Source organism: Sphingomonas sp. (genome assembly GCF_019242355.1).
GTDB lineage: Bacteria > Pseudomonadota > Alphaproteobacteria > Sphingomonadales > Sphingomonadaceae > Sphingomicrobium.
This window is the reverse complement of record NZ_JAFAVR010000070.1, coordinates 1-26,202: the sequence shown is the minus strand read 5'-3', so window position 1 is coordinate 26,202 and position 26,202 is coordinate 1. Positions and strand designations below refer to the sequence as shown.

Below are 26,202 nucleotides of genomic sequence, written 5' to 3'. Positions count from 1 at the left end.
AGCGTCAGCTTCGGCGTCAGCTTCCACTCGTCCTGCACGTAAACGCCGTACAGCTGTCCGGTCTTCCTCCCCTGATCGGTGATCGTTGACAACGCGCAGTCGGTGACCACCGTGCAGTCCACGTTGATCGGCAGCACGGTCGAGGCCACCCGCGAGTTGGTATGCTCGTTCTGGAAGAACAGGCCGAAGCGGAGCGTGTGGGTATTGCCGATGTGCTCGCTGCCGTCGGCCTGGACGCCGGCAGCCAAGCTGGAGAGACGCGCCGCGTCAGCGAAGCCGTTGGCGATGATGTCGCCATGGTTCGGATCGGGCGTGAACCTGGTCTGCGAGTAACGGACGAACGGCGCGATCTGGAAGTTCAGCCTGTCGCCGGCATATTGATAGGTTCCCACCGCATAATTGGTGATTTCACGCTGGTTCTGGTCGAGCTTTGCGGCATCGACGACATCGTTGCCATTGACGTAGTAGCCCCGGCTGACGCCCGTCACGTTAGGGATCTGGAACTTGCCGATGAAGCTGCCCGCGAACAAGGCCACGCGGCTCTTTTCCGACAGAACGTCGGAAACGAAGGCGAATGGCCGGATCTGGATCGTGCGGTCGTGGATCGCGTGCTTGGTCGGAAGCGGGTTCTCGATGCCAATGTCGTTGCGCAAGTAGCTGCCCGACAAGAAGTAGCTGAAATTCCCGCTCGATCCCTGAATCATCGCACTCGGTTCGAGCCAGCCGAAGCTGCCGCCGTAGATGCCGGCTTCGCCGCGGTTGCCGAGAAGGCCGGATTCGGTCTTGAAGTTTACGACGCCCGCGGTTCGGTAACCGTACTGTGCCGGTAGCGTGCCGGTGATCAGCTGGATCGAGCTCGCGATGCGGGGATCGAACGTGGTGCCGAAGCCGCTGATGCTTTCCGGGACGATGACGCCGTTCAGGCGATACTGCAGGTTGGCGTGCTCGTTCCGGACGTGGATAACGCCGTAGCTGTCCTGCACGACCCCCGGCGCCTGCAGGAGCGACTTGTTGAGGGTCAGGTTGGTGCCGCCCGGCTGCTTGTTCAATGCCTCGCGGTCGAACGTGTACTGGCTGGCCCCAAGCGATGGTGTGATCGCGTCGCGAGCGACATCGAGACGACGGCCGGTCACGACGATCGCGGTCGGGCTCGGTGGGGTTTCCTGCCCGGGCGTGCCTCCGCCTGAGGCATCCGTCGTGCTCTGACCGGTCACCGCCTGCGCGGAGTCTGGTGACGAGGACATTGCAGCCAGGGCCGCGGCAGGAAGGATCAAGACATTCATAGGACGGCCTTCGCAAGAAAGAAGTCGCCTATAATAGAGATGTTACATCATCTCAATCTGATGATTACCTATTGGTCGATCAGGAACGGCACTTCGTCGAGTGCATGGAATATTCGCAGTTGCCGAGCGGAACGGTCCTCCCGCCGGGTATCAGGCAAATCCTCGCGGGTCTCGACTGCCACCTCAAGCCGAGCGTGCTCCGGTCAACGCCGGTTGGGGCTAGCTCCTAGGCGCGGCGCAGACGGTGAGGGTGCCGGTGGGCGTGGCCTTGAGGAGATCGCGCTCGGGAACTGCGTGGGTTAGCCAGGCGCGCCAGTCCGTCGGCGGAAGGATCACGACCTGGCGGTTATGGTAGGGGCTGACGTCGTCGCCCGGCTCGGCGGTGAGCAGGGTGAATGCCTCGCCGACCTGCGGGTTGCTGCGAGTCAGGCCGGCGATCGCCACCAGCGGGTGCTCGGCGGCGCTGAAGAGCCAGCGGTCCTTGGCCTTCTGCTTCGGGTCTTGGGGCGTCGTGAACTCGTAGAAACCGTCGGCAATGGCGAGGCAGCGACCATTGGGGAAGCTGCGGCCTTCGGAGCGGAAGTTGTAGACGGGCTTGCCGTTCGGCGCGGGCCAGCTCCAGCGGCGGACGACGAGCTCGAAGCTGCCCGGCTCGGAGCCGGCGCGGACGATCGGCGCGGGCTCGGTGATGCGGATGTCGCGCGGGGCGAGATTGGGGATGCCCTCGGGGAAGGTCAGCGGCATCTGCAGGCCTCGGAAGATCGCCGCGACCTCGTCGACTGACTTCGTCTGGGTATAGAGGTTGCACATCGGGCGGGATGGCAGCGGCATCGGCGCCCGGCTGTCAAGCGCTTCGGTGCGTAAATGGGCGGTTCACGGGCGGTGGCTCACCTCGTGCGCCTGTTTTGAGACGAGGATTACACCATGAGAAAGATGCTTCTCGCCGCGTTGTTCGGCACGGCAATGGCAGCGAGCCCGGCCGCCGCGCAGATGACGCAGCCGGCGATGCCGGTTGCTCCGGTCGCGCCGATTCCCGGTCCGGAGCCGGTCCGTCCCCAGGGCGGGCACATGGGACACATGCAGGGCGACCGCACCCGCCAGCAGGCGCAGCAGATGGCGGACACGATGTTCCGGCGCTTCGACGTCAACCATGACGGCATCCTGACCCGCGACGAGGCGCAGCAGGCAGTGGCCCAGGTCGAGGCCATGCGGGGCGGCGGCGGCGGGGATGGCGACCAGGGGGGCGGCCGGATCCAGCGCATGGTCGAGCGCATGTTCGCGGGCGCTCCGTCGGTGACCCTGCAGCAGTTCGAGGCGCAGGCGCTGGCGCGCTTCGACCGGCAGGACCTCAACCATGACGGCGTCCTCACCTCCGACGAGCGTCAGCAGGGCTGGGGCAACCGCGCGGCGCAATGAAGCGCGAGTTGCGCTTATCTGTCAGTAGGCGCGGCGCTGGGCGGCGAGCAGCATCCTGAGCAGCATCGCGACCGGTCGAGGAACGCCAACCTTGCCTTCGAGCCACAGGCTGACAGCCGAGCGCGAGACACCGATCGCCTGGGCAAGGTCGTTCTGGGTCCGGTAGCCGAGGCTGCGCATGGCGCCGCGCAACTCCTCGGGCGACATGGACGCCAGCATCTGGCGGTCTTCGGCCATCCTAGATGGCGTCGTCGCCCCGGTCGCCCGTGCGGATCCGGATCGCCTGCTCGACATTGCTGACGAAGATCTTGCCGTCGCCGATGCGACCGGTGCGGGCGGCATTCTCGATCGCTTCGACGACATTCTCGACGAGGCTGTCCTCGATCACCACCTCGACCTTCACCTTTGGCAGGAAGTCGATCACGTACTCGGCGCCGCGGTAAAGCTCGGTATGGCCCTTCTGCCGGCCGAAGCCTTTCACTTCGGCGACGGTGATGCCGCTGACTCCGACGTCGTGAAGCGCGTCCTTCACGTCGTCCAGCTTGAAGGGCTTGATGATCGCCTCGACCTTCTTCACGTCACGTCCCCTGCAGCAATCGCGACTGTATCGCGCTCACCGCCGGGCCGCCAGACTCAGGCGTAAGGAGGCCTGTCCCGACCGGTCGGGCTCTTCGTGAAAATCTCGCAGCCGTTTTCGGTGATCCCGATGGAATGCTCGAACTGGGCCGACAGCGACCGATCGCGCGTGACGGCGGTCCAGCCGTCGTCGAGGACCTTCACGTCGGGCCTGCCTAGGTTGATCATCGGCTCGATCGTGAAGATCATGCCCGGCCTGAGCTCGGGGCCGGTGCCGGGGCGCCCGGCGTGGATGACCTCGGGACTGTCGTGGAACAGCCGGCCGACGCCGTGTCCGCAGAAATCCCGGACGACGCTGTAGCGCTGGTTCTCGGCATGGCGCTGGATGGCGCTGGCGACGTCGCCGAGGCAGTTGCCGGGCCGCGCCTGCTCGATCCCGAGCATCAGGCATTCGTAGGTGACGTCGACCAGCTTGCGGGCGCGGAGGGGCACGTTGCCGACCAGATACATCCGGCTGGTGTCGCCGTGCCAGCCGTCGACGATCGGCGTGACGTCGATATTGACGATGTCGCCGTCCTTCAGCGTCTTTTCGCCCGGGATGCCGTGGCAGACGACATGGTTGATCGAGATGCAGCAGCTCCTGGTGTAGCCGCGGTAGCCGAGCGTCGCGGGCACGGCGCCGCGGTCCACGGTCATTCGGTAGACGATGTCGTCCAGCTCCTGCGTCGAAACTCCCGGAACGACATGGGGCGCGACCGCGTCGAGGATCTCGGCGGCAAGCCGGCCGGCGCGGCGCATGCCCTCGAACCCTTCCGGTCCGTGCAGCTTGATGACGCCGTTCTTGGCCTCGACGCGGTCATCGGCGGCGACTGTGATGTATTGAGTCATGGCGTCTAGATAGGCACTGGAGCGCCTAAAGTCGAACGGAGTGGCCGGGTTGAGCGACCAATCGAGGCAATGGACCGCTGCTTTGGTAGTGATCGGCGATGAAATCCTGTCGGGCAGGACGCAGGACAAGAACGTCGCGCAGCTGGCCAGCTGGCTCAACGATCAGGGCATCCGGCTCGCCGAGGTCAGGGTCGTCCCGGACGACGCGGCGAAGATCGGTGAGGCCGTCAACGCCTTGAGGGCTATCAACGATTATCTGTTTACCACCGGCGGCATCGGACCGACCCATGACGACATCACGATCGACGCAATTGCCGCCGCGGTCGGCGTTCCGGTGGTGGTCCATCCCGGGGCGCGTCGAATCCTCGAAGACTATTACGCGCCGCGCGGGATCGAGCTGACCGAGTCGCGCTTGCGGATGGCGCGGGTCCCGGAGGGGGCCGAGCTGATCGACAATCGCAGCTCGGGCGCGCCGGGCGTCAAATGGGAGAATATCTACATCCTCGCCGGCGTGCCGCACATCGCGGCGAGCATGATCGAGGGGCTGACCGGGAAGCTCGAAGGCGGACGGCCGATCGTTTCGCTTACCGTAGGAGCGCGCGCGCCGGAAAGCGACGTAGCCGAGTTGCTCCAGCGCCTCGAGCAGGCAAACCCTAGCGTCGCGATCGGCAGCTATCCCTTCTTTCGCGACGGCGGTTACGGTTCGAACTTCGTGGTTCGCTCTGAAGACGGAGACCTCGCGCGACGCACGGTCGATGCTCTGGCGCAGGGGCTGCGGGAGGCGGGCTTCGAGCCGGTCGAAGGAGGGATTTAGCCGTGCCGCTCCGCGTTGACGGTTCAAAGCGGGCGACCTAACGCGGCGGAGGCGATCCGGCGGGTATGATGTAATGGTAGCCTGTCAGCTTCCCAAGCTGAACGCGCGGGTTCGATTCCCGCTACCCGCTCCAGCGCCGGTCCCCGGCGCCGCGAAGGAAGCCCGCGACAGGTCTCGCGGTGCGAACTCCTGACGGACTCAGCCGACCTCGTCGAGGAACTCGGCGAGATGATAATGCTCATAGAGGCCAGCCCTCCTGAACGGGCTGCCGGCGACCAGCGCTTCGGCTGTCGAACGGTCCTCGGTCTCGAAGATCATCATCATCCCCAGGCGCCGCCCATCCTCGTCGCGGAGAGCGCCGGCAGACAGGATCTTGATGTAGGGCTGCTGCAGGAAGCCCGTCTCCTGCTGGAGGATACGCTGGTCGGCGTCGGCGCCGGCCTTCATGAACCCGATCCACACGAACCGCATGGCAATGCTCCTTCGCTCCCGTTCCCAAAGCGCCAAGCGGGCGCATTTCGCAAGGTCCCGGGGGACGGAATGGATCGGCAGTTGGAACCCTGAGGCCTGTTGGGGGTTGCTTACCATAAGTAGGCTTATTATATCCGTCCCCAATGGAAACCCTTCCCCTCGAAATTGGCGAGACCGCCCATGCGCTGCGCAAGGCCTTCGATCGCCGTGCTTCGGCCCTGGGCGTCACGCGCGCTCAGTGGAAGGTGCTGTTCCACCTGAGCCGCACTCCCGGCCTCCGCCAGGTTGAGCTTGCGGACCTGCTCGACATCGAGCCGATCACCTTGTGCCGGATCGTCGACCGGCTCGAGGAGTCCGAGCTCGTTGAGCGCAGCCAGGATCCGGACGACCGTCGGGCGCGCAAGCTTCATGTCACCGCGCGGGCACAGCCGCTCATCGAGAAACTCCAGGCGCTTGCAGCCGAGCTTGCGAACGAGGCGTTTGCCGGGATCGACCCGGCGGATGTCAACGCAACGCGCGCCGCGCTGGCGCGAGTACGTGAAAATGTGGGCCGCGGCCCCGCCAACAGGGCATCGGACAATGAATAAAGTCACCACTGAGAAAATGACGGGCACGGAGGTCGAGACTACGGGACCGGCCACCGAGACGACCGTGATCGAGACCGAGGCTCCGGCGAAGCGCCGCTGGCTACGCACCGTCCTGCTGCTGGTTGTGCCGGCGCTGCTGATCGTTGGCGGCGTCTATTACTATCTTTCGAGCGGCGGCAGTGTCAGCACCGACGACGCCCAGGTGAAGCAGGACATCGTCTCCGTCAGCCCCCAGGTCACTGGCCCGGTCGCGGAGAAATTCGTCCGCAACGGCGCCGAGGTGAAGAAGGGCGATCTTCTGTTCCGGATCGACCCGGCGCCGTTCCGCGTCGCGCTCGAACAGGCCGAAGCGCAGCTCGCGTCGGCAAGGCTGCAGACCAGCCAGTTGCGCACCCAGGCGGCCGGGACCGGCGCCGACATCACTGGCGCGCAGGCCAATCTCAGGATCAAGGAGAACGCGCTGGCTCGCCAGTCGGCGCTCCTCAAGGAAGGCTTCACGACGCGCTCCGACTATGACGATGCGCTCAACGACGTGAAGACGGCGCAGACCCAGCTGGGCGACGCGCAGGCGCGCGCGGCCAATGCCCGGGCGGCGATTGCTCCGGGCGAGCAGCCGGCGATCGCCCAGGCGCAGGCGGCGGTGGACAAGGCAAAGCTCGACCTGTCGCGAACCGACGTTCGCGCGCCGATGGACGGCACCGTCGAGAATGCAGACAATCTGCAGATCGGCCAGATGGCCGTGACCGGCGTCGGCGTCGTCTCCATCGTCCACAACCGTACTCCCTGGGTCGAGGCGAATTTCAAGGAGAAGGATGTCGGCCGGATGATCCCGGGCCAGCGCGCATCGGTCAGTGTCGACGCCTATCCGGGCCAGAAGTTCGACGCCTATGTCCAGAGCGTCGGCGCCGGCACCGGCGGCGAGTTCTCGCTCCTTCCGGCGCAGAATGCGAACGGCAACTGGGTCAAGGTCACCCAACGCGTGCCTGTCCGGATCGCTTTCCGAGGCGCCACGTCGCGGCAGATGATTGCGGGCCTGTCGGTCAACGCGACCGTCTATTTCGACAGCTCCAGCAAGAAGTAGGCCCGCTAGATGGCCGACGATTCGGCACACGTCGCAAGCCATCCGCTGCCGTCGGGGCAACGGCTAATCGTTACCGTCGGGGTGATGATGGCCGTGCTCCTGCAGGTGCTCGACACGACGATCGCCAACGTCGCGCTGCCGCACATGCAGGCGAGCCTCAGCGCGTCGCAGGACACGATCAACTGGGTGCTGACGAGCTACATCGTCACCTCGGCGATCGCGCTGCCGATCAGCGGCTGGCTCGCAGACCGGGTCGGGCGCAAACGACTGCTGCTGATTTCGGTGGCGCTGTTCACGATTGCGTCGGTGCTGTGCGCGACGGCAACCTCGCTGCCCGAAATGGTCCTGTTCCGCGGTTTCCAGGGTGTCGGCGGTGCGTTCATCGTTCCGCTTGCCCAGGCGACCCTTTTCGACATCAATCCGCCAGCCAAGCACGGCCAGGCCATGGCCTTGTTCGGCGGAGGCGTGATGATCGGCCCGATCCTCGGGCCCGTGCTCGGCGGCTGGCTGACCGACAATTACAACTGGCGCTGGGTGTTCCTTGTGAACCTGCCGGTCGGCATCCTCTGTGCGCTAGTCATGGCCCGCTTCATGCCGAAGACGGAGACGGTGCGTCGCAAGTTCGACATGTTCGGCTTCGTCTTGCTGGCGGTTGCGCTGGCCTCGCTTCAATTCTGCCTCGATCGGGGCGAGCAGAAGGACTGGTTCTCGAGCTGGGAGATCATCATCGAGGCGGGCCTTGCGATTGGGGCGGCGTGGATGTTCCTGGTCCACCTGATCACCACCACTCATCCGCTCTTCGAGCGGAGCATGTTCGCCGACCGCAATTTCGCGACGGGCCTGCTATTCATGGCGGTGACGGGCGTGCTTCTGCTCGCCGGCCTTGCGATCCTTCCGCCGTTGCTCCAGAATCTCTACGGCTACTCGGTGCTCCAGTCGGGCTTTCTGACGGCGCCCCGTGGCGTCGGCACCTTGTTCTCGATGCTGATCGCGGGACGCCTGACCGGCAAGATCGACGCCCGGCTGCTGGTCGGACTAGGCGTCGTCCTGATGGGCACGTCGCTTTACATGATGACCGGGTTCGCGCTCGACCAGCCGTCGCGGCCGGTCATCATCAGCGGCGTCGTTCAGGGCCTTGGCCTCGGCCTCATCTTCGTGCCGCTTCAGAGCCTGGCATTCCAGACGCTGGCACCGCAGATGCGCACAACGGGCGCGGCGCTGCTCAACCTGTCGCGCAATATCGGCGGTTCGATCGGCATATCGGTGGTCAGCACGCAGCTGGTGAGGATGACCCAGGTCAGCCACGCCGACCTTGCCCAGAATATCACGCAACAGACGATTCCGACCGCGGACCCGACGCTTCTGCAGACCGTAGCGCCGGTCGCCGGTCCGACGGCGCTCGCCTACATCAACGGGATCATCAACCAGCAGGCGTTGTTCATCGCCTATCTCGACGACTTCAAGCTGATGATGATCATCACGTTCGCGGTTCTGCCGCTGCTGCTGTTCATGAAACGCGGCAATCAGGTCGGCGGTGGCGGGCCGCCGGTTCACATGGATTGATTTTGCAGGAGAATGACCATGCACAGGATCGGAACACGGCGGCTCGGCAAGGACGGACCGGAAGTCTCGGCGATCGGCCTTGGCTGCATGGGCATGAGCGACTTCTACAAGGGCGGCAGCGAGGATGAGTCGGTCGCGACGATCCATCATGCGATCGACCGCGGAGTGACGTTCCTCGACACTGCCGACATGTACGGCGTCGGCCGCAACGAGGAGCTGGTCGGGCGGGCGATCCGCGACCGCCGCGATCAGGTGTTCCTGGCGACCAAGTTCGGCAATGTCCGGGGACCGAACGGCGAGTTTCTCGGCGTTCGCGGCGATCCGCAATATGTACGCTCGGCGGCCGAGGCGAGCCTTCAGCGCCTCGGCGTCGAGACCATCGATCTCTATTACCAGCACCGCGTCGACCCGAACGTGCCGATCGAGGATACGGTCGGCGAGATGTCGCGGCTGCAGCAGGAGGGCAAGGTGCGCTTCCTCGGCCTGTCCGAAGCAGCGCCGCGGACCATTCGCGCTGCCCATGCGACTTCGCCAATCACCGCAGTGCAGACCGAGCTGTCGCTGTGGAGCCGGGACTCCGAAGGCGAGGTGCTGCCGACAGTGCGCGAGCTCGGCATCGGCTATGTCGCTTATTCGCCGCTCGGCCGGGGCTTCCTGACCGGGCAGTTCAAGTCGCCGGACGACTTCCCCGAGGACGATACCCGCCGCAACCACCCGCGCTTCCAGGGCGAGAACTTCTATAAGAACCTCGACCTGGTGAAGGAGGTGGGTCGGCTGGCCGAGGAGAAGGGCTGCACGACGGCGCAGCTGGCGCTTGCCTGGGTGCTTGCGCAGGGCGACGACATCGTTCCGATTCCGGGAACCAAGCACCGGCGCTATCTCGACGACAACATCGGCGCGCTGGACGTACAGCTCAGCCAAGAGGACCTGCGGCGGCTCGACCAGATCCTGCCGCCGGGCGCGGCCGCGGGCCTGCGCTATCCGGAGCAGAGCATGGCGGCGGTGAACCGCTAGCGCCGCTTATGCGCCGTGCTTGCGCATCCACAGGGCGAAGAGGTCGGGCCAGCGCGATCCTGACTGGTCCTTCGGGATATGCAGGCCGAAGCCGTGGCCCGTCTCAGAAAAGACATGGAGTTCGGCGGGGACCCCGGCATTCCAGCACGTCCCGGCCCAGCGGAAGCTATGCCAGACGGGCACGGTGCCATCCATTGAACCGTGCACCAGGAAAGCCGGCGGCGTATCCCTGGTGATGTGCAGCACAGGCGAGCGGGCATCGATGTCCGCCTGCGATGGCGGCGCGGGCCACAGCATCTTGGTCGCATCATAATGGCTCGGCGCGTCGGTGAGCGTGACCACGGGATAGACAAGGCCGAGATAGGCCGGCCGAGCCGAGAGCCGGTCTGCGGCATCGATCGGCTTGTACAGCGGCTGGTCGTAGGAGACGCCGAGGTCGGCCGCGAGATGGCCGCCGGCGGAAAAGCCGATCACGCCGAGGCGGTGCGGATCGATCCGGAACTCGCGTGCTCGCGAGCGGATCAGGCGCATCGCCCGCTGCGCGTCCTGGATCGCCACCAGCCCGCGATTGGCCCAGCCCTCGCCCGGCAGGCGATAGGTAAGGACGAAGACGGTGGTGCGCTCGGCATTGAAGCGCTCGGCGACGTCGATTCCCTCGTTCTGCACCGACAGGAATTCGTATCCGCCGCCTGGCAGCGACAGGAGCGCGGAGCCGTCGGGCTTGGCAGCGCGGAACACGTGAACCTCCGGAAAGGGAACGCCGCGGATCCACAGCTCGCGGTTGGGAGCCGGCACGTTCATCGTCCAGTTCGGGACGATCCTGGCCCTCGGCGCGCCGGGCGGAGTGCCGGGCCAAAGCGGGAAGCGCTCGCGCGACGGCCAGAAGGGGGCTGCGGGATCCGTCGCGAATGGCGTCGGCGCGTCCTGCGCGGAGGCGGCGCCGGCTGCGAGCAAGGCGAGTCCGCTGCCGAGGAAGGTCCTGCGTTCGATGCTCATCTCGTGCCCCCCTTGAAGACCTTGCCGCCCTTCATCACGAAATCGACATGCTCGGCGGCAGAGACGTCCTTGGTCGGGTCGCCAGGCATCGCCACCAGGTCGGCGAGCAGTCCAGGCCTGACCTCGCCGCGATCCGTGAGATGGAAGATGCGGGCGTTGCGCGAAGTGGCGGAGATCATCACGTCTGCGGCCGGCATTCCCGCGCGCTGCATGGCTTCCATCTCGAGCCAGTTCTGGCCGTGCGAGAACACGCCGACGTCCCCGCCCATGCAGATCTGGACGCCCGCTTTCATCGCCATTCGGAAGGCGGCGCGGTCCTGCTGCACGCTCTCGGGCGCCGGTTCCCGGCCGTTCCAGCCGGCGAAATAGCGCGCGTAGGCCTCGGATGCGGCGAGCGTCGGGCAATAGCCCGTGCCATGCTCGTGCATCAGTCTGAAGACCTCGGGCGTGCCCCCGTAGCCGTGTTCGATGGTGTCGACGCCGGCGAGGATGGCTCGGCGCATGCCTTCGGCGGTCGTTGCGTGCGCGGCGGCGATGCGGCCGGCGTCGTGGGCGACGGCGACTCCGGCGGCCATCTCGGCTTGCGTCAGGGTCGGCCGGCTCGGCTCGCCAGGCTGATAATGATAGTCGGCGTACATCTTGATGACGTCGGCGCCGGCGGCGATCTGCCTGCGCGCTGCCCGGGTCATGTCGTCGGGGCCGCTGACCTCCTCAGCGCCCTGGGGGATCGCGAGCCCCGGCTCGAAGCCCTTGGGGGCATAGGCGCCGAGAGCGACATTGGCCTTGGTCGCGACCAGCAGGCGCGGACCGGGGATGATGCCCTGGTCGATCGCCTGGCGGATGCCGACGTCGGCATAGCCGGCGCCCTCCGTGCCGAGGTCTCGCTCGGTGGTGAAGCCGGCCATCAGGGTCTTGTCGACATTCACGACGGCGCGGGCGGTGCGCAGCGCCAGCGGCTCGTGGAGGACCTGATCGTCCCACTTCGCCTCGTTGTAGGGATGAAGGAAGATGTGGCTGTGGCCCTCGATCAGGCCAGGCGTGAGCGTCTCGCCCGGCAGATCGACGATTTGAGTGCCGGTGGGGGCCGTGACGCTCGGACCGACCGCGACAATCCGGTCGCCGTCGACAAGGACCTGCCACCCCGAATGGGGCGTGGGGTCGACGCCATCGAACACCCGGGCGGGACGGATGAGGACCGGCTGCGCGTTCGCGGGAAGCGCAAGCAGCAGCAGCGCGGCGAAGGCAGCCAATCGTCGGAAAGTCTCAAAAGTCGGGGTCATACGCGCGCGAGGCGTCGGGCGGCTGCCCGTGCGACGAAGGCTGGCAAGGACGCGGACGGGCATCCGCACTGTGGACCACAGAAGGGTGCCAATAGGAAAGAGATTCCGCAAATGCATGGCGCCAAGAGTGTCTGAAAGGGGGCCGCGGTCGGGCCAGATCGAGTTGCCGTGCCTATTAGTAAACCAACTGGTTGACTTTGAATGGGTCGAAGCCTAGCTCAACCATATGGTTGAAGAACGACTCGACGCTGCCTTTCATGCGCTGTCCGATCCGACGCGGCGGGGGATGCTGGCCCGATTGTCGCTTGGCGAAGCCTCGGTGGGGGAGCTTGCGGCGCCGCTGGCGATGAGCTTCGCCGGGGCGTCGAAGCATGTGCGGGTGTTGGAGAGCGCCGGGCTCGTGGCGCGGCGCAAGGTCGGGCGGATGCAGCTGTGCAGCCTGAAGGCGGAGCCGCTCAAGGAGGCGGAGCAATGGCTTCGGCAGTGGGAGCATTTCTGGAGCGGGAATCTCGACCGGCTGCAGGCGCTTGTCGAACGCGATGGGGAGACGCGCTGATGCCGGGCGATGCCGTCGTCACGGTCCAGCGAATCATCGCCGCCGCGCCGGAGCGGGTGTTCGACGCCTGGCTCGACCCGGCCGTCGCGAGCCGCTTCCTGTTCGCGACGCCGGAGGGCGAGATCGTCCGCTGCGAGATCGACGCGCGGGTCGGCGGGAACTTCCTCATCACCGATCGGCGCGCCGACGGAGACGCCGACCATCATGGCCGGTTCGAGGCGATCGAGCGTCCGCAGCGGATCATCTTCCTGTTCCGCGGTCCGGGCACCGAATCCCACGAATGGTCGCGGGTCACGGTCGAATTCGCGGCAACCGGCGACGGCTGCACGATCGCGCTGACCCACGAGATCCCGCGGAAATGGGCGTCCTATGCCGAGCCGGTGCGCAAGGGCTGGACGATGATCCTCGACACCCTGTCCCGAACAATGGAGGTTGACCATGGCTGAAGCATCGACACAGGCGCGCCCCGCGATCGAGCGGGTGGGAGCGGACGCAATCCGGCTGGAGCGGGTGCTTGCCGCGCCGCCGGAAAAGGTGTGGCGCTACCTGACCGAGGCGGAGCTGCGCCGGCAATGGTTCATGGGCGGCATGGACGCCGTGGCGGGCGGCGAATTCGAGCTGTTGAACGACCACGACAATCTGTCGGAAGAGGACGTGCCCTATCCGGAGAGCTACGCGCCCTACAAAGGGCGGACGTGGAGCGAGCAGGTGGTGCGGTTCGAACCGCCGCACGTGCTCGCGACCACCTTTCAGGGCGGCAAGAACGGCATCGTAACCTATGAGCTGTTCCCCGAGGGCGAGGGCACCCGGCTGGTGCTGACGCACAGCGGGATCGAGAGTCCGACCGGGTCCCAGGATTTCGGCAGCGGCTGGACCTCGCACCTGGCGGTGCTGGAAGAGAAGCTGGCGGGCAGGGGCGTCAGGGATTTCTGGGCGCTGCACGCGAGGTCGCGGGAGGCGGTGAAGGCGGCGTTGGACAATTGACCAGCCTTAGGCCGATCAAAGGAAAGGGCGGCTCGGGAGATGTCCCGGCCGCCCTTTCTGTTTCCTCGGGCTGGGCCGTCACGCGGAGTGAATCCGCGTGACGTCGGACGGGCTCTGCCTCCTGGAGGGAGGCAGCCCCGCCGGCGGGCAGCGATAAGTCTTCGTACTGCTCCGGCGGCGCGTTGCGCCGGCGTCGCTGTACTCGGTTATCGCTTGCTGAACTGGAACGAGCGCCTTGCCTTGGCTCGGCCGTACTTCTTGCGCTCGACGACGCGGGGGTCGCGGGTCAGGAAGCCGGCCTGCTTGACCGCGGTGCGGAGCGCGGGCTCGAAGCGGCTGAGCGCCTGGGCGATGCCGTGCTTGACAGCGCCGGCCTGGCCCGAGAGGCCGCCACCCTTGACGGTCGCTTCGACGTCATACTGGCCCTCGCGGTCGGCGACGCCGAACGGCTGGTTGATGACCAGGCGCAGGGTCGGACGGGCGAAATAGACTTCCTGCTCGCGGCCGTTGATGACGATCTTGCCCGAGCCCGGCTTCAGCCAGACGCGCGCGACGGCGTCCTTGCGGCGCCCGGTCGCATAAGCGCGGCCGAACTTGTCGAGCTGCTGCTCGCGAAGCGGAGCGGCTTCGACGGGGGGCTGCTGCTGGGAGGCGGGCGCTTCGTCGGCGGCCGGAGCCTCGGGAGCCGGAGCGGCGGGAGCGGGTGTTGCGCCGAGCTGGTCGGCGATGGATTCGCGGGTGTCGGACATTATGCGCCCACCTTGTTCTTGCGGTTCATCGACGCGACGTCGAGCGTCTCGGGATTCTGGCCGGCATGGGGATGATCGGTGCCGTTGTAGAGGTGCAGCGCACGCATCTGGTCACGGCCGAGCGGGCCGCGCGGGATCATCCGCTCGACGGCCTTCTCCAGCACGCGCTCCGGGAAGCGGCCCTCTAGCACCTTGGCCGCGGTCACTTCCTTGAGGCCGCCGGCGTAACCGGTGTGCTTGTAGTAGATCTTCTGCGCCGCCTTGCGGCCGGTGAAGCGGACCTTGTCGGCGTTGATCACGACGACATGGTCGCCGCAGTCGACGTGCGGGGTGAAGCTCGGCTTGTGCTTGCCGCGCAGGATGTTGGCGATGATCGTCGCGACGCGACCGACCACCAGGCCGTCGGCATCGATCAGATGCCACTTCTTCTCGACCTCGGCCGGCTTTGCCGACTTGGTCGTCTTCATCAGCGCCCTCATGGCGGTGAACCTCTCGAATCACATGAGAAAGGCTGCACACGCGTGCCGCCGTCGCTGGGCTATTTGCGGCACAAGGCGAATAAGTCAAGCAAAACCGGGCGTTTGGCAGACGGTAAAATCATACCTCAAACCGATAACTACGCATCCGGAACGATTGCAACGCGGATGGCCGTCCAGCGGTTGTTCGATCAACGAAAATGGAGGAGAGCAGATATGTATATCGGACTTGGCGGACTCTTGATCCTGATCCTCGTGCTCTGGTTGCTCGGGGTCATCTGACGACTGGCGATCAGGTCGCGCGCTTCGCGACGGTGCGCGCGACCAGGCCGACCAGCGCGCCTGGATCGAACGGCTTCTCGCACTTCGGAACATGGCTGAAGCGGTCCGGCACCGACGGGCTGCCGTAACCCGTGGCGAAAACGAACGGGATGTGCTGCGCCGCCAGGCGCTCGGCGATCTGGACGCCGTTTTCGCCATGAAGGTTGAGGTCGAGGATTGCGAAGTCGAAGCCGTCCTCGCCGATCTGCTCCTCGGCACGGGCAAGTGTCGGGACGGGCCCCACGACTTGCGCCCCCGCACCCTCCAGTGCCCTCGCAACGTCGTCGGCGATATAGAATTCGTCCTCCACGACCAGGATGCGCAATCCCGCAAGTCGTTGATCGTGGGTGTTTCTTAGCTCCTGCGTCGTCATGTTGCGACCATCCAGCGGGCCGAGCGTTTTCCCAATAACATAAGTGAGGGTCGGCTGCGATGCCACTGACTAGCGTTGTTCCGTCGGCGATCAAGTCGCACTCGGGATCGACAGTGGCCATCAAGCTCGAACGATTTTGCCGGTTGTCGAGCGATGACCGCTCGGCGATCGACCACGTCTGCCGTAACGTCCGTGTCGTCGACGCGCGCCGCGACCTCATCAGCGAGGGCTCCAGGCCGCAGTTCGTCCATCTCCTCCTCGACGGCTGGGCGACCCGCTACAAGGTCCTTCCCGACGGCAAGCGGCAGATCGTCAGTATCTTCCTGCCGGGCGATTTCTGCGACGTGAATGTGTTCATCCTCAAGCACATGGACCATAGCATCGGGGCGCTGACGCGGCTCAAGGTCGCGGTCATCACCCCGGAGGAGATGCGCGAGCTGACCGCCAATCGGCCGCGGATCACACAGGCGCTGTGGTGGCACGAGCTGGTGACCATGGCGATCCAGCGCGAATGGACGCTGAACGTCGGCCAGCGCACGGCGTACGAGCGGATCGCGCACCTCCTCATCGAGCTTTACCTGCGCCTCGAGGCGGTCGGACGCGCAAGCGACGGCACCTGCGATTTCCCGCTGACCCAGACCGATCTTGGCGATGCGACGGGGCTCACGCCGGTTCACGTCAACCGGACGCTCCAGGAGCTGCGCCGGGACAAGCTGATCGCGCTGGAGCGCAAGCGGCTTCGGATCCTTGATCTGCCGCGTCTCAAGGATCTCGCCATGTTCAATCCCAACTACCTTCACCTTGATGGCGAGGGCAGTCACCTCGATGCCAATGGATGAGGTTCGCGAAGCGTCTGTGAGCGACGTCGCCTGCCAGGTCGACGATGTGGTCATCACCAGCGAGCTCGAGCGCCGACCGTCCCGAGCACCCGACTTCGAGGCGGAAAACCAGGCGCTCGCGTCCCTTGCCGAGGCGATGGAAAGCGATCCGGAAACCGTGCTCCAGCAGCTCGCGCAGGTCGCGATGAACCTCACCAATTCCGAGTCCGCCGGGATCAGCCTGCTCGAGCCGGGTGCGGTCGAGGGCGTGTTCCGATGGGCAGCGACTGCGGGCGCCTGGGCTCCGTATGCCGGCGGGACCATGCCGCGGGGCGAAAGTCCATGCGGCGAGGTCATCGCTCGCGAGTCGCTCCTGCTGGTGGCCAACCCTGATCGCGCGTTTCCCGCGCTATCGCAGGCTGATCCGCCGATTCACGAGGGGCTGCTCGCTCCCTTCCAGATCGGCGGCAGGCTGGCGGGCACGGTGTGGGTGATCAAGCACTCGGCCGATAAGCATTTCGAGAAGGAGGATGCGCGGCTGTTAAGCAGCTTCGCGCATTTCGCCTCGGTCGCGCATCGCGTAGTTGAGGGGCTGGAGGATGCGCGGACTGGCCAAGCCGCGCTGCGCGAGAGCGAGGAACGACAGGCTTTCCTGCTGAAGCTTAGTGATGCGCTCCGCTCGGAGAGTGATCCCGAGATGATGGCGCAAGTCGCTTGCCGACTGCTGGTGGAACAGATCGACGCGAGCCGTGCCCAATTCACCGTGATGGCCGACAACACGCCGGGAGCGGAGATCGCCGAGGTTTGCGGAGAGTATGTGCGGCACGGCGCGCCGATGGTCCGTCGCTTTCCGATGAGCGCATACGGCTCAGGCTTCGTGGACATCCTGCGCTCGGGTCGAACGCTGGTGCTGACCGACCTCGGCCGCGACCCTAGAGTGAGCGAGGCTGAGCGCGATGCCTTTCGCGCTGTCGAATCACCGGCTGCCGTCGCCGTACCCCGGGTGAACGACGGTCGACTAGCCATCACCTTTGCGGTTCATAACCGAGAGCCGCGCGAATGGACGGGGCGCGAGATCACTTTGATCGAAGATGTCGCCGGGCGCACCTGGGCCGCCGTCGAGCGCGCGCGCGCCGAGGTGGCGCTTCAGCAAAGCGAGGCAAAGTATCGTTCGCTCTTCGAAACGATGGGCCAGGGTTATGTTCTGGCGGAGACTGTGCGCGATGCAAATGGGCAGGCTGTGGACATGCGCTTGCTTGAGGTGAACCCGGCCTATGAGCGGTTGATGGGCGTCTCCGCCGAAGAAGCGCGCGGCCGGTGCGCTTACGAAATCCTCCCCGGCGTCGATCGCTGGTGGCTCGAAACCTGCGACCGGATCGCTCGCGCCGGGCAGCCCGAGCGTGTCGAGTATCAATACAGTAGGGATGGAGGATGGTTCGAAGCCTGGGTCTATCCGCGCGGCCAGGATCGATACGAAGTGCTGTTCGAGGACATCACCGAGCGCAAGCGCGCGGAGACGGCGCTTCGGCAAAGCGAGTCCCGCTTCAGCGAGTTTGCCGCCAACAGTGCGGATACCTTGTGGATCGTCGACGTCGAACGAAACAAGCTCGAATATCTCAGTCCCGCCTTCGAAAACATGTGGGGTGAGGGCCGCGACAAGATCATGGCCGACCTCGGCCGATGGATCGAGCTCGTGCATCCCGACGACCGCGACTCCGCCGCAAAAGTGATGGCGCGCTCCGCGGACGGGGAGCCTGCGATCCACACCTACCGGATCATCCGGCCGGACGACGGCAGGACTTGCTGGATCAGGGACACCGGTTTTCCGATGCCCGATTCAAGCGGGCGGATTCGCCGGGTCGGCGGGATTTCGCAGGAGGTCACCGACTGGAAGGAGACGGACATCGCGTTGGCGATGAGCGAAAGTCGCTGGCGCTCGCTGGCGGAAGGCATTCCGCAGCTGGTATGGCGCTCCGTCGATCACGGTGTGTGGACCTGGGCCAGCACGCAGTGGGAGGAGTTCACCGGCCTGAGCTCCGACGACAGCTCCGGCTGGGGCTGGCTGGATGCCGTTCATCCCGAGGATCGGCAGGTGGCGCGCGACGCCTGGGAAAAAGCAAGGGATTCAGGCACCTTCGGAGTCGAATATCGGCTCCGCCGTCAGGCGACAGGCGAGTACCGATGGTTCCAGACGCGCGCCCTCGCCGTGATGGATGACCGTGCCGATCTCTTGGAATGGCTGGGGACATTGACGGACATCGACGAGCTAAGGACCTTGCAGCGCCACCAGCAGGTGCTTCTCGCCGAACTCCAGCACCGGGTGCGCAATACGCTTTCGGTCGTCCGGTCCATCGCTCGCCGTACCGCGGAGAACAGCGAGAGCGTCGAAGACATGGTTGCTCATTTCCAGGGGAGGCTTGACGCCTTTTCTCGAGTGCAGGCGGCGCTCACCCGGAACCCCGATTCGGGCGTCGATCTCATGACCATCGTCGAGGATGAGCTCGTCGCCCATGCCGCGCGCGAGGGCGAGCATGTCCGCATCGATGGGCCCGAGGTGATCCTGCCGACACGGACGGCGGAAAACCTCAGCCTAGCGATCCACGAGCTTGCGACCAATGCCGTCAAATATGGCGCGCTCAGCAACGGCGGCGGAAAGGTTGCGGTGGGCTGGCGCTTCGACAAGGCCGACGGCAGCCGCGAGCTGGTGCTGAACTGGACGGAAAGCGGGGTTGCGATCGACGAGCCCGAGGTCGGCCGGGAGGGGTTCGGAATGCAGTTGCTGCGCCGGTCGTTGCCCTATGACCTCCGAGGCGAGACGGACCTCACGATCGGGCGCGGCGGCCTGCGCTTCGAACTGCGCATGCCGCTGCCTGCCGTTAACGACTGACGAGCGCGCTTCGGGACGTTGCCCGGCGACCGCGGTGGGCCTAGTGCGCTGCCGGCGCGCCACGCCGCGCGAGTGACTTCAACGGAGACCAGACGACCGTGCCGAGACGGGTCAAGGACTTCATCGAGATCAGCGACTATACCTCGCTCGAAGACCTCATCCGCTACCTGAAGACGATCCGCGACAATCTTCCGCCTGAGCATGAGGCGGAGCTCAACATCCGCGGCGATGACGTGTTCGGGCGGCGACTGACCATCAGCTATCTGCGCGATCAGACGCCCGAGGAGGTCGAGCTGGAAGCCAAGTACAGCAAGGCGGGGAAAGATTCCGAGGAGATCGAGTCGCTCCGGCGAAAGCTCGACGGCGTGCCCTACTCTCCGGACGGTTCCGGATCCTGAGCGCGCACGGCAATCTGGCGTTCAGGATCGGGCGATAGGGTTAGCCCCGCGAAGATTCCCAAAGATGGAGACATCCGATGCGCACTCTCTCCAAACTTGCACTTGCCGGCGTGCTCGCAGCCGGGCTTGCCGGAGTGGCGACGGCGGCCGCTCGGCCGGTCCACGTGATGAGCGTGCCGCTGCCCGACGGGACGGTCGCCCGCGTTCGATATGCCGGCGATGTCGCGCCGCGCGTGACGGTCGTTCCGGTGGTGCCCGCAAATCCCTGGGTTCCGGTCGCACTGCCCGGCGGCGTTGATCCGGCCGGCTTCGGAATGCCGGACCTGGGCGCGATGTTCGACCAGATGGACCGCCAGATGACGGCGGCGATGCAGCAGGTGGACGAGCTCGCGCATCAGCCGCTCGCGACCGCTCCAGGTGCTGCCAGCATGGCTTCGTTCGGCGGCGTTCCGGCGGGCTCGACGAGCTTTAGCAGCGTGACTGTCAGCCAGAACGGGCATCAGTGCTCGCGGTCGACCGAGGTTGTCGGGCAGGGCCCGGGCAAGCCTCCGCGAGTCACGTCACAGAGCAGTGGCGACTGCGGACCGAGTCCGCAGCAGGCAGTTCCGCAGGGAACGGGCGCGCCCGCTGCCGCTCCGGTGCCGACCGGGCCCGTCCATCAAAGCTGAGCGCGCTGGAGGCCCGCTTCGGCGCCCTCTATTTGCGGACCGGCTCGATCCTCGCGACGAGGCGGTTGCGCTCCCACATCTCGCAGGTCACCGGAAGGTCCTGGTCACGGGCATGTTGAGCAGCGGCGTCATCGTCTGCGGCCTCAACCCATTCCGCGCTGACGATCTTGCCCGTCCCATCGAGCCGATAGAGCCTGTAGCTTGGCACTGATTACCCCCGCGCCCAGCTTCTAACATGGTGCCCGACCCGCCGTGATTCACTTGGGTTACAAGGGGTTGCCTCATTCCACGAAGTTGAGGAATCGTAACGATCATGTAACATAGGTGAATCACGAAATTCGCGCCGCTGTGCAGAAAGCGCGGGCATGATTACGGTTCATCTCAAGAAGTTGCGTCACCGTACGGACATCAGCGCGGACGAGGAGCGCGCGATCAGGGGCGCTGTCGCGGGCTCGCGCACGATCGCCGCCGACGAGATTTTCGTTCGCTCGGGCGATGAACTGAACTCTGCCACGATTCTGCTCAGCGGCTGGATGTCGCGCAGCAAGGACCTCCCGAGCGGCGAGCGTCAGGTCACCGAGCTCCACGTGGCCGGCGACATCGTCGACCTGCACGGCTTCACCCTGAAACGGCTCGATCATGACGTGATGACGCTCACCGAGTGCGTGGTCGCGACCCTGCCGCACGAACGGCTGCTCGAGATCACCTCCGGCAACCCGCACCTCGCGCGGGTCTATTGGTTCCAGACGAATGTCGACGCAGCGATCCACAGGGAATGGGCGCTGTCGCTTGGCCAGCGCTCCGCGATCTCGCGCATGGCGAGCCTCTTCTGCGAGCTTCACATGCGGCTCAGCGTCGTCGGCCGCACCAATGGCGAAGGCTATGAGTTCCCACTCACCCAGCGCGAGCTGTCCGAATGCCTCGGGCTCACCGTCGTCCACGCCAACCGGACCCTGCAGGAGCTGCGAAGGCGTGGGCTGGTCGAGTTGGAGAACCGCTTCGTTCGAATCCTCGACCGCAGCGGTCTGGAAGGCCTGGCCGAGTTCGATCCCTCCTACCTGTACCTCGACCGGCAGCGGATCTGAGGCGCTCGGGCAGCGCTTCAGAGCTGCAATCTTTTGGCGGACGCAACCTTTGGCGTGACCGCGGCTTGAATGGCCATGCTTGTGCCGATCGTCGAACTGCTGGCTGGCGCCGCCCTCGTGCTAATGACCCTCCGCGACGTCTTCGATACGGTGGTCGTGCCTGGCGGCAGCCGGACATCGCTGCACGTCGCCCGGCGCTTGCTGCGGGTGATGCTTCCCCTGTGGCGCTGGCTTCGGCCGGGAAAGGGCATTTCGACGACATTTGCGCCAGTGCTGCTGGTGGCGTCGTTCGTGACCTGGGCGATGCTGATGGTGCTCGGCTTCGGCATGATGTGCGACGCCCTCGGCGATCGCTTCGATCCGCCTGTCCGGAGCCTGTTCGAGGCCATATACCTCGCTGGGAGCAGCATGGTGACGCTGGGTCCAAGCAATACCGTCGCGCTCGGCGCCGGCCGCTGGGTGATCCTTGCCGCGGGGTTCTGCGGGCTCGGCGCAATCACCCTGGCGGTCACCTACTTGCTCGAGATCCAGTCGAGCGTGTCCCGACGAGACGTCGGCATCTACAAGCTGAACACTTCCGCCGGTGACCCGCCCTCCGCGCTGACCCTGCTCGAAACCTACGCGGTGCTCGGTTGCGAGGGCGAGGTTCCGGCCATCCTTGGGCAGACGCGCGACTGGTGCACGACGGTTCGCCAAAGTCACGCGTCCCATCCCTCGCTCATCTATTTCCGTTCGACGGGGACAGGCGCGGGCTGGCCGGCGGCGCTTGGCGCCTTGCTTGACTTGTCCCTGATCGTCAGTCGGCTGATCGACGAGGATCACTGGCGCGGCCCGTCGCTTCTGCTGCGGGCCGAGGGCTTGCGAATGTCCGCCGAGCTTGCACGCCTGTCGCGGCTGGAGCCTGCCGAGGACGAGGCCAGCGAGGAGGATGTCGCGGAGGTTCGTCGCCGCCTCGGAGATGCCGGCTACCGGCTGCGGGAGGACGTGGACGTCAGCGCAATGCTGCGCGAGCGCAGGACGAACATGGCGTGCGTGAAGGCGATGGCCGATCATCTCGGAAAGCCTTGTGCGCCGTTCCTTCCGCCGCCGAGTGCGGCCTAGCGGACGCTGTCCTCGACCCAGTTGGCGTAGGAGCCGAGCAGCTTGTCGACCGGCAAGGCGACGATGCACGGCACGTCGTAACTGTGCAGGCCGGCGATACGGGTGATCAACCGGTCGGCGCCCTCGGCGGTGGTCTTCAGGACGGCCGCGACCTCCTCGGCGCTTTCGACCTCGCCCTTCCAGCGGTAGATCGAGCGCACCGGTCCCAGGATGTTGATGCAGGCCGCGAGCCCGTCCTCGACGACCGAGCGGCCGATCCGCTCCGCCTCGTCGGTGTCCGCGAAGACTGCGTAGATCGAGATGACGCTCATGCGATGGCCCCGTCGCGCCCGCCGAACGCATGCGCGCCCCAGACGGTGGCGGCGACGAGCAGGGCGCCGTTTGCCTGGTGAAGGACGGCGAGCCAGAGGGCGATTCCGGAAAGCACGGTGAGGATGCCGAGAATGACCTGCGTCCCGAACGCGGAGTGGATCGCGATCGAGGCGGCGCGGCCACCCTCGGCGCGCTTCACCTGGCGGGCGAAGAGGACGAGCACGACGACGACCACCCAGGCCCACCAGCGATGCATGAAGTGGAGCAGGAATGGATCGTGGGTCAAAGCGAAGCCGGCGCCGCGCGACCAGTCGATCCCTTCCGGCACGAAATGGCCGTTCATCGCGGGCCAGGTGTTCGAGACGTAGCCGGCACGAAAACCCGCGACCCATGCTCCGAGCATCAGCTGGATGAACAGGGCCGCGAGCGCGAGGATGGTCCAGCCCGTGATCCGTGAGGGACGGCGGGCGAAGGCGACGGCGCGCAGGTCGAGCGCGGTCCAGATCAACGCCGAGAACAGGAAGAGCGCGAACAGCAGGTGGGCGGAGAGGCGATACGGGCTGACTTCGGTGTGAGCGCCCTCGAGACCGGACACCACCATGAACCAGCCGACGGCGCCCTGGAGGCCGCCAAGGACGAACAAGGCGACGAGACGCCAGGTGAACCCCCTGGGGATCGCTCGACGAGCCGCGAACCAGGCGACGCCGCCGAAAAAGACGAGGCCGAGGATGCGACCGAGCAGGCGATGCACCCATTCCCAGAAGAAGATGAACTTGAAGCCCGAAAGAGTCATTCCGGCCGGCCCGGCGACCTCGCGATATTGGGGCGTCGCCTGATAGAGCGCGAACTCGCGCGCCCAGTCCGCCTGGCTGAGGGGCGGGATCGCGCCGCTGATCGGTTTCCATTCGGTGATCGACAGGCCGCTTTCCGTCAGGCGGGTAATGCCCCCGACGACCACCATCAGGAACACAAGCGCGGCGACGGCCAGAAGCAGGATGGAAAGGCCTCGCGCGCCGGCGCGAATACGGCCGGGAAGGACGGGATCATCTGCTACAGCAGCTGCGACGGCGCTGGTCATGGGCGGCGCGCCTATGCCGCGGGCGTCCGCGACGCAAGGTAAGCAAATCGGTCCGATGATATATTGTCACGCGACTGGGGCGCCGCTATATCGGTGGCGTGACGCATCAGGCAGTCCCGACTCACCGGCTCGACCGGATCGCGATGGGACTATCCGGGCTGTGCGTGGTCCATTGCGTCGCGACGGCGGTACTGGTCGGACTGCTGGCCTCGGCTGGCGGGTTCCTCGGCAGCCCGATCATCCATGAGACCGGCCTGACGATCGCAATGATCATCGGCACTATCGCGCTCGGCCGCGGCGTGATGGAGCATGGGCTGATGCTGCCAAGCGCGGTCGGAGCGTTGGGTCTCGGGATCATGGCCGGCGCGTTGAGCCTTCCCGAAGGCGGGCACGAGCCCGTCTATACAGTGCTGGGGGTCTGCATCCTTGCGCTCGGCCACCGGCTGAACGTCCTTGCCGGGCGCGGCCGGCTGTAGGCTGCTTGCCGGTCGCCGCATCGGGGTTTAGACTTTTGGCATCAATGGCCGACCAGGAACACGCCGCTCACGACCACCAGGTGCACGAAGGCGATTCGCTTCGCGAGGCGGCTCGCGCCCGCCTGACCCGCGAGGGGGAGCAATGGACCGGGATGCGCGAAGCCGTGTTCACTGCGCTCGCGGGATTCGAAAAGCCGGCCAGCGCCTATGACATCGCCGAAGCCGTTTCAGCCGCGCAGGGGCGGCGGGTCGCGGCGAACAGCGTCTACCGGATTCTCGACCTGTTCGTCAGTGCCAACCTTGCCCGCAGGGTCGAAAGCGCCAACGCCTATGTCGCGAACGGGCACCCGGACTGCCTGCACGACTGCATCTTCCTGATCTGCGATCGCTGCGGCCATGCGGTCCACATCGACGACGACAAGCTCAGCAGCGGCATTCGCAACGCGGCACGGGACGCCGGCTTTTCGGCGCCGCGCCCGGTCATCGAAGTGCGCGGCACCTGCGGCGAGTGCGAGCCGGCGGGCGCCTGAGCGAATTCTGAGCAATCACTGAAAAGCGCGCCGACTCCGTGACATGAGAACGTGTTCGGACTAAGCCGCTCGGCATGTCAGACCGGCCGCAAACGCCTCTGCTGGATACGGTCCAGTACCCCGACGATATCCGCAAGCTCGACAAGAGCCAGCTGCCGCAGCTTGCCGACGAGCTCCGGCAGGAGGTGATCTCGGCCGTGTCGGTCACTGGCGGCCACCTTGGCGCCGGCCTGGGTGTCGTCGAGCTGACGATCGCGCTTCACTATGTGTTCGATACGCCGAGCGACAAATTGATCTGGGACGTCGGGCACCAGGCGTATCCGCACAAGATCGTCACTGGACGCCGCGACCGCATCCGCACGCTTCGGCAGGGCGGGGGCTTGAGCGGGTTCACGCGGCGGAGCGAGAGCGAGTACGACCCGTTCGGAGCGGCGCACAGCTCGACCTCGATCTCGGCGGCGCTCGGCTTCGCCATGGCAAACAAGCTGTCGGGGAAGCCTGGCAAGGCGGTGGCCGTGATCGGGGACGGCGCGCTGTCTGCGGGCATGGCCTATGAGGCGATGAACAATGCGGCGGCGGCCGGCGACCGGCTGGTCGTTATCCTCAACGACAATGACATGTCGATCGCACCGCCCGTGGGCAGCTTGCGAAACTCACTGGCGCGGCTGGTGTCGTCGGGGAAGTATCTGGCTCCGCGCAAGCTGGCGCAGAAGGTTGCGCGGGCGATGCCGGAGCCGCTTCACCGGACGGCCCGACGGATGGAAGAGTTCGCTCGCGGGTTCGTGACAGGCGGGACGCTCTTCGACGAGCTCGGCTTCTATTATGTCGGGCCAGTCGACGGGCATGACGTCCGGGCCCTGGTCGAAGTGCTGGAGAATGTCCGCGACGCCGGCGTCGGGCCGATGCTGGTCCATGTCGTCACCAAGAAGGGCAAGGGCTACGCGCCCGCCGAGGCCGCCGCCGACAAATATCACGGCGTCGTCAAGTTCGACGTCGTGTCGGGCGTACAGGCCAAGCCTGACGCTGGGCCGCCGAGCTATCAGAACGTCTTCGGCGAAACGCTGGCGAAGCTGGCCGAGCGGGACGAGAAAATCGTTGCGATTACGGCGGCGATGCCGTCGGGCACGGGTGTCGACAAGTTTGCCAAGGCGCACCCCAACCGAGCCTTCGATGTCGGCATTGCCGAGCAGCATGCGGTGACCTTCGCGGCCGGACTGGCGGCGCAAGGTATGCGGCCGTTTTGCGCGATCTATTCGACCTTCCTGCAGCGCGCCTACGACCAGGTGGTCCACGACGTCTGTATTCAAAATCTGCCCGTGCGCTTTGCGATCGACCGGGCGGGGCTGGTCGGTGCCGACGGGGCGACGCACGCCGGGTCGTTCGACGTGACCTACCTCGCGACGCTGCCGAACATGGTGGTG

At 65.9% G+C, this 26,202-nt stretch carries 32 protein-coding genes, 1 tRNA gene and 1 pseudogene; 20 read left to right on the top strand and 14 right to left on the bottom strand.

Annotation, left to right across the window (positions count from 1 at the left end; genetic code table 11):
• Both JOZ79_RS03335 and JOZ79_RS03330 read right to left on the bottom strand, forming a co-directional pair.
• Window positions 1-1,283: pseudogene (locus tag JOZ79_RS03335) on the bottom strand (TonB-dependent receptor); the annotation flags it as partial.
• Between the two features lie 219 nt (window positions 1,284-1,502).
• Window positions 1,503-2,114 (bottom strand): SOS response-associated peptidase family protein, encoded by a 612-nt coding sequence (locus JOZ79_RS03330; protein WP_294070531.1) that lies wholly within the window; start codon window positions 2,112-2,114, stop codon window positions 1,503-1,505.
• 93 nt (window positions 2,115-2,207) lie between these two features.
• Between JOZ79_RS03330 and JOZ79_RS03325 the strand changes: the two genes are divergently transcribed.
• On the top strand, window positions 2,208-2,699 hold the full coding sequence (locus tag JOZ79_RS03325) for an EF-hand domain-containing protein (RefSeq protein WP_294070528.1): 492 nt from the start codon (window positions 2,208-2,210) through the stop codon (window positions 2,697-2,699).
• Between the two features lie 21 nt (window positions 2,700-2,720).
• Here JOZ79_RS03325 and JOZ79_RS03320 read toward each other — a convergent pair whose 3' ends face one another.
• Genes JOZ79_RS03320 through map form a run of 3 tightly spaced genes read right to left on the bottom strand, consistent with a single transcriptional unit; the run spans window position 2,721 to window position 4,163 of the window.
• Window positions 2,721-2,936 carry a helix-turn-helix domain-containing protein gene (locus JOZ79_RS03320; protein ID WP_294070525.1) on the bottom strand — a complete coding sequence of 72 codons (216 nt, stop codon included), beginning with the start codon at window positions 2,934-2,936 and terminating at the stop codon, window positions 2,721-2,723.
• 1 nt (window position 2,937) lies between these two features.
• Window positions 2,938-3,276, bottom strand: a complete 339-nt coding sequence (locus JOZ79_RS03315; RefSeq protein ID WP_294070522.1) for a P-II family nitrogen regulator — start codon at window positions 3,274-3,276, stop codon at window positions 2,938-2,940.
• Window positions 3,277-3,332: 56 nt separating this feature from the next.
• On the bottom strand, window positions 3,333-4,163 hold the full coding sequence (gene map / locus JOZ79_RS03310; RefSeq protein ID WP_294070519.1) for a type I methionyl aminopeptidase: 831 nt from the start codon (window positions 4,161-4,163) through the stop codon (window positions 3,333-3,335).
• 49 nt (window positions 4,164-4,212) lie between these two features.
• On the opposite strand from map, the gene JOZ79_RS03305 reads away from it, so the two are divergent.
• Window positions 4,213-4,977 (top strand): molybdopterin-binding protein, encoded by a 765-nt coding sequence (locus JOZ79_RS03305; RefSeq protein WP_294070540.1) that lies wholly within the window; start codon window positions 4,213-4,215, stop codon window positions 4,975-4,977.
• A 59-nt stretch (window positions 4,978-5,036) separates the two neighbouring features.
• Window positions 5,037-5,110, top strand: a tRNA-Gly gene (locus JOZ79_RS03300).
• A gap of 65 nt (window positions 5,111-5,175) precedes the next feature.
• Here the strand turns inward: JOZ79_RS03300 and JOZ79_RS03295 are convergent.
• Window positions 5,176-5,448, bottom strand: coding sequence for a YciI family protein (locus JOZ79_RS03295; RefSeq protein ID WP_294070516.1), 273 nt, complete (start codon window positions 5,446-5,448; stop codon window positions 5,176-5,178).
• Window positions 5,449-5,591: 143 nt separating this feature from the next.
• Between JOZ79_RS03295 and JOZ79_RS03290 the strand changes: the two genes are divergently transcribed.
• The 4 genes from JOZ79_RS03290 to JOZ79_RS03275 are packed head-to-tail and all read left to right on the top strand — an operon-like array spanning window position 5,592 to window position 9,693.
• On the top strand, window positions 5,592-6,035 hold the full coding sequence (locus tag JOZ79_RS03290; protein WP_294070513.1) for a MarR family transcriptional regulator: 444 nt from the start codon (window positions 5,592-5,594) through the stop codon (window positions 6,033-6,035).
• Complete coding sequence (locus JOZ79_RS03285; RefSeq protein WP_294070511.1) at window positions 6,028-7,116, top strand: HlyD family secretion protein; 1,089 nt, start codon at window positions 6,028-6,030, stop codon at window positions 7,114-7,116. Before JOZ79_RS03290 ends, JOZ79_RS03285 begins: the two co-directional genes overlap by 8 nt.
• Window positions 7,117-7,125: 9 nt before the next feature.
• The gene (locus tag JOZ79_RS03280) at window positions 7,126-8,679 is read left to right on the top strand and encodes a DHA2 family efflux MFS transporter permease subunit (RefSeq protein ID WP_294070508.1); all 1,554 of its coding nucleotides are present in this window, start codon (window positions 7,126-7,128) and stop codon (window positions 8,677-8,679) included.
• A 27-nt stretch (window positions 8,680-8,706) separates the two neighbouring features.
• Window positions 8,707-9,693, top strand: coding sequence for an aldo/keto reductase (locus tag JOZ79_RS03275; RefSeq protein WP_294070537.1), 987 nt, complete (start codon window positions 8,707-8,709; stop codon window positions 9,691-9,693).
• 6 nt (window positions 9,694-9,699) lie between these two features.
• Here JOZ79_RS03275 and JOZ79_RS03270 read toward each other — a convergent pair whose 3' ends face one another.
• Both JOZ79_RS03270 and JOZ79_RS03265 read right to left on the bottom strand, forming a co-directional pair.
• Window positions 9,700-10,689, bottom strand: a complete 990-nt coding sequence (locus tag JOZ79_RS03270; protein ID WP_294070505.1) for an alpha/beta hydrolase — start codon at window positions 10,687-10,689, stop codon at window positions 9,700-9,702.
• Window positions 10,686-11,939 carry an amidohydrolase family protein gene (locus tag JOZ79_RS03265; RefSeq protein ID WP_294070502.1) on the bottom strand — a complete coding sequence of 418 codons (1,254 nt, stop codon included), beginning with the start codon at window positions 11,937-11,939 and terminating at the stop codon, window positions 10,686-10,688. The genes JOZ79_RS03270 and JOZ79_RS03265 overlap by 4 nt, the downstream gene beginning before the upstream one ends.
• Window positions 11,940-12,195: 256 nt before the next feature.
• Here JOZ79_RS03265 and JOZ79_RS03260 point away from each other — a divergent pair, with 256 nt between their 5' ends.
• From JOZ79_RS03260 to JOZ79_RS03250, 3 genes are read left to right on the top strand one after another with little or no spacing between them, the layout of a single operon-like run.
• Entirely contained in the window at window positions 12,196-12,525 is a 330-nt protein-coding gene (locus JOZ79_RS03260) for a metalloregulator ArsR/SmtB family transcription factor (RefSeq protein WP_294070499.1), read from the top strand.
• Window positions 12,525-12,971: an SRPBCC domain-containing protein gene (locus JOZ79_RS03255; RefSeq protein ID WP_294070496.1), complete on the top strand. Its 447-nt coding sequence runs from the start codon at window positions 12,525-12,527 to the stop codon at window positions 12,969-12,971. The genes JOZ79_RS03260 and JOZ79_RS03255 overlap by 1 nt, the downstream gene beginning before the upstream one ends.
• Entirely contained in the window at window positions 12,964-13,509 is a 546-nt protein-coding gene (locus JOZ79_RS03250) for an SRPBCC family protein (protein ID WP_294070493.1), read from the top strand. Before JOZ79_RS03255 ends, JOZ79_RS03250 begins: the two co-directional genes overlap by 8 nt.
• 206 nt (window positions 13,510-13,715) lie before the next feature.
• Here JOZ79_RS03250 and rpsI read toward each other — a convergent pair whose 3' ends face one another.
• Window positions 13,716-14,258, bottom strand: coding sequence for a 30S ribosomal protein S9 (gene rpsI / locus JOZ79_RS03245; RefSeq protein ID WP_294070490.1), 543 nt, complete (start codon window positions 14,256-14,258; stop codon window positions 13,716-13,718).
• Window positions 14,258-14,737: a 50S ribosomal protein L13 gene (gene rplM / locus JOZ79_RS03240; RefSeq protein WP_294070487.1), complete on the bottom strand. Its 480-nt coding sequence runs from the start codon at window positions 14,735-14,737 to the stop codon at window positions 14,258-14,260. Before rplM ends, rpsI begins: the two co-directional genes overlap by 1 nt.
• 42 nt (window positions 14,738-14,779) lie before the next feature.
• On the opposite strand from rplM, the gene JOZ79_RS03235 reads away from it, so the two are divergent.
• Window positions 14,780-15,016 (top strand): hypothetical protein, encoded by a 237-nt coding sequence (locus tag JOZ79_RS03235; protein ID WP_294070484.1) that lies wholly within the window; start codon window positions 14,780-14,782, stop codon window positions 15,014-15,016.
• A gap of 10 nt (window positions 15,017-15,026) precedes the next feature.
• Here JOZ79_RS03235 and JOZ79_RS03230 read toward each other — a convergent pair whose 3' ends face one another.
• Complete coding sequence (locus JOZ79_RS03230) at window positions 15,027-15,428, bottom strand: response regulator (RefSeq protein WP_294070481.1); 402 nt, start codon at window positions 15,426-15,428, stop codon at window positions 15,027-15,029.
• A gap of 59 nt (window positions 15,429-15,487) precedes the next feature.
• Between JOZ79_RS03230 and JOZ79_RS03225 the strand changes: the two genes are divergently transcribed.
• The 4 genes from JOZ79_RS03225 to JOZ79_RS03210 all read left to right on the top strand — a co-directional run bounded on the left by JOZ79_RS03225 (window position 15,488) and on the right by JOZ79_RS03210 (window position 20,199).
• Window positions 15,488-16,267, top strand: coding sequence for a Crp/Fnr family transcriptional regulator (locus JOZ79_RS03225; RefSeq protein ID WP_294070478.1), 780 nt, complete (start codon window positions 15,488-15,490; stop codon window positions 16,265-16,267).
• A gap of 16 nt (window positions 16,268-16,283) precedes the next feature.
• Entirely contained in the window at window positions 16,284-19,133 is a 2,850-nt protein-coding gene (locus tag JOZ79_RS03220; RefSeq protein ID WP_294070475.1) for a PAS domain S-box protein, read from the top strand.
• A 98-nt stretch (window positions 19,134-19,231) separates the two neighbouring features.
• Complete coding sequence (locus JOZ79_RS03215; RefSeq protein WP_294070472.1) at window positions 19,232-19,531, top strand: hypothetical protein; 300 nt, start codon at window positions 19,232-19,234, stop codon at window positions 19,529-19,531.
• Window positions 19,532-19,608: 77 nt separating this feature from the next.
• Complete coding sequence (locus JOZ79_RS03210) at window positions 19,609-20,199, top strand: hypothetical protein (protein WP_294070469.1); 591 nt, start codon at window positions 19,609-19,611, stop codon at window positions 20,197-20,199.
• A 28-nt stretch (window positions 20,200-20,227) separates the two neighbouring features.
• Here JOZ79_RS03210 and JOZ79_RS03205 read toward each other — a convergent pair whose 3' ends face one another.
• Window positions 20,228-20,407 (bottom strand): hypothetical protein, encoded by a 180-nt coding sequence (locus tag JOZ79_RS03205; protein ID WP_294070466.1) that lies wholly within the window; start codon window positions 20,405-20,407, stop codon window positions 20,228-20,230.
• Window positions 20,408-20,564: 157 nt separating this feature from the next.
• Here JOZ79_RS03205 and JOZ79_RS03200 point away from each other — a divergent pair, with 157 nt between their 5' ends.
• Together JOZ79_RS03200 and JOZ79_RS03195 are read left to right on the top strand one after the other, a co-directional pair.
• On the top strand, window positions 20,565-21,284 hold the full coding sequence (locus tag JOZ79_RS03200; protein ID WP_294070463.1) for a Crp/Fnr family transcriptional regulator: 720 nt from the start codon (window positions 20,565-20,567) through the stop codon (window positions 21,282-21,284).
• 69 nt (window positions 21,285-21,353) lie between these two features.
• A complete protein-coding gene (locus JOZ79_RS03195; protein ID WP_294070461.1) occupies window positions 21,354-22,385 on the top strand; it encodes a hypothetical protein in 1,032 nt (343 codons plus the stop codon).
• Here JOZ79_RS03195 and cutA read toward each other — a convergent pair.
• A complete protein-coding gene (gene cutA / locus JOZ79_RS03190; RefSeq protein WP_294070459.1) occupies window positions 22,382-22,696 on the bottom strand; it encodes a divalent-cation tolerance protein CutA in 315 nt (104 codons plus the stop codon). The genes JOZ79_RS03195 and cutA overlap by 4 nt on opposite strands.
• Window positions 22,693-23,775: a COX15/CtaA family protein gene (locus JOZ79_RS03185; RefSeq protein ID WP_294070457.1), complete on the bottom strand. Its 1,083-nt coding sequence runs from the start codon at window positions 23,773-23,775 to the stop codon at window positions 22,693-22,695. Before JOZ79_RS03185 ends, cutA begins: the two co-directional genes overlap by 4 nt.
• A 143-nt stretch (window positions 23,776-23,918) precedes the next feature.
• Between JOZ79_RS03185 and JOZ79_RS03180 the strand changes: the two genes are divergently transcribed.
• From JOZ79_RS03180 to dxs, 3 genes are all read left to right on the top strand, one after another.
• The gene (locus JOZ79_RS03180; protein ID WP_294070534.1) at window positions 23,919-24,251 is read left to right on the top strand and encodes a MerC domain-containing protein; all 333 of its coding nucleotides are present in this window, start codon (window positions 23,919-23,921) and stop codon (window positions 24,249-24,251) included.
• A gap of 44 nt (window positions 24,252-24,295) precedes the next feature.
• Entirely contained in the window at window positions 24,296-24,781 is a 486-nt protein-coding gene (locus tag JOZ79_RS03175; RefSeq protein WP_294070454.1) for a transcriptional repressor, read from the top strand.
• A 74-nt stretch (window positions 24,782-24,855) separates the two neighbouring features.
• On the top strand, window positions 24,856-26,202 hold a 1,347-nt coding region (dxs, locus tag JOZ79_RS03170; RefSeq protein ID WP_294070451.1), incomplete at its 3' end, for a 1-deoxy-D-xylulose-5-phosphate synthase.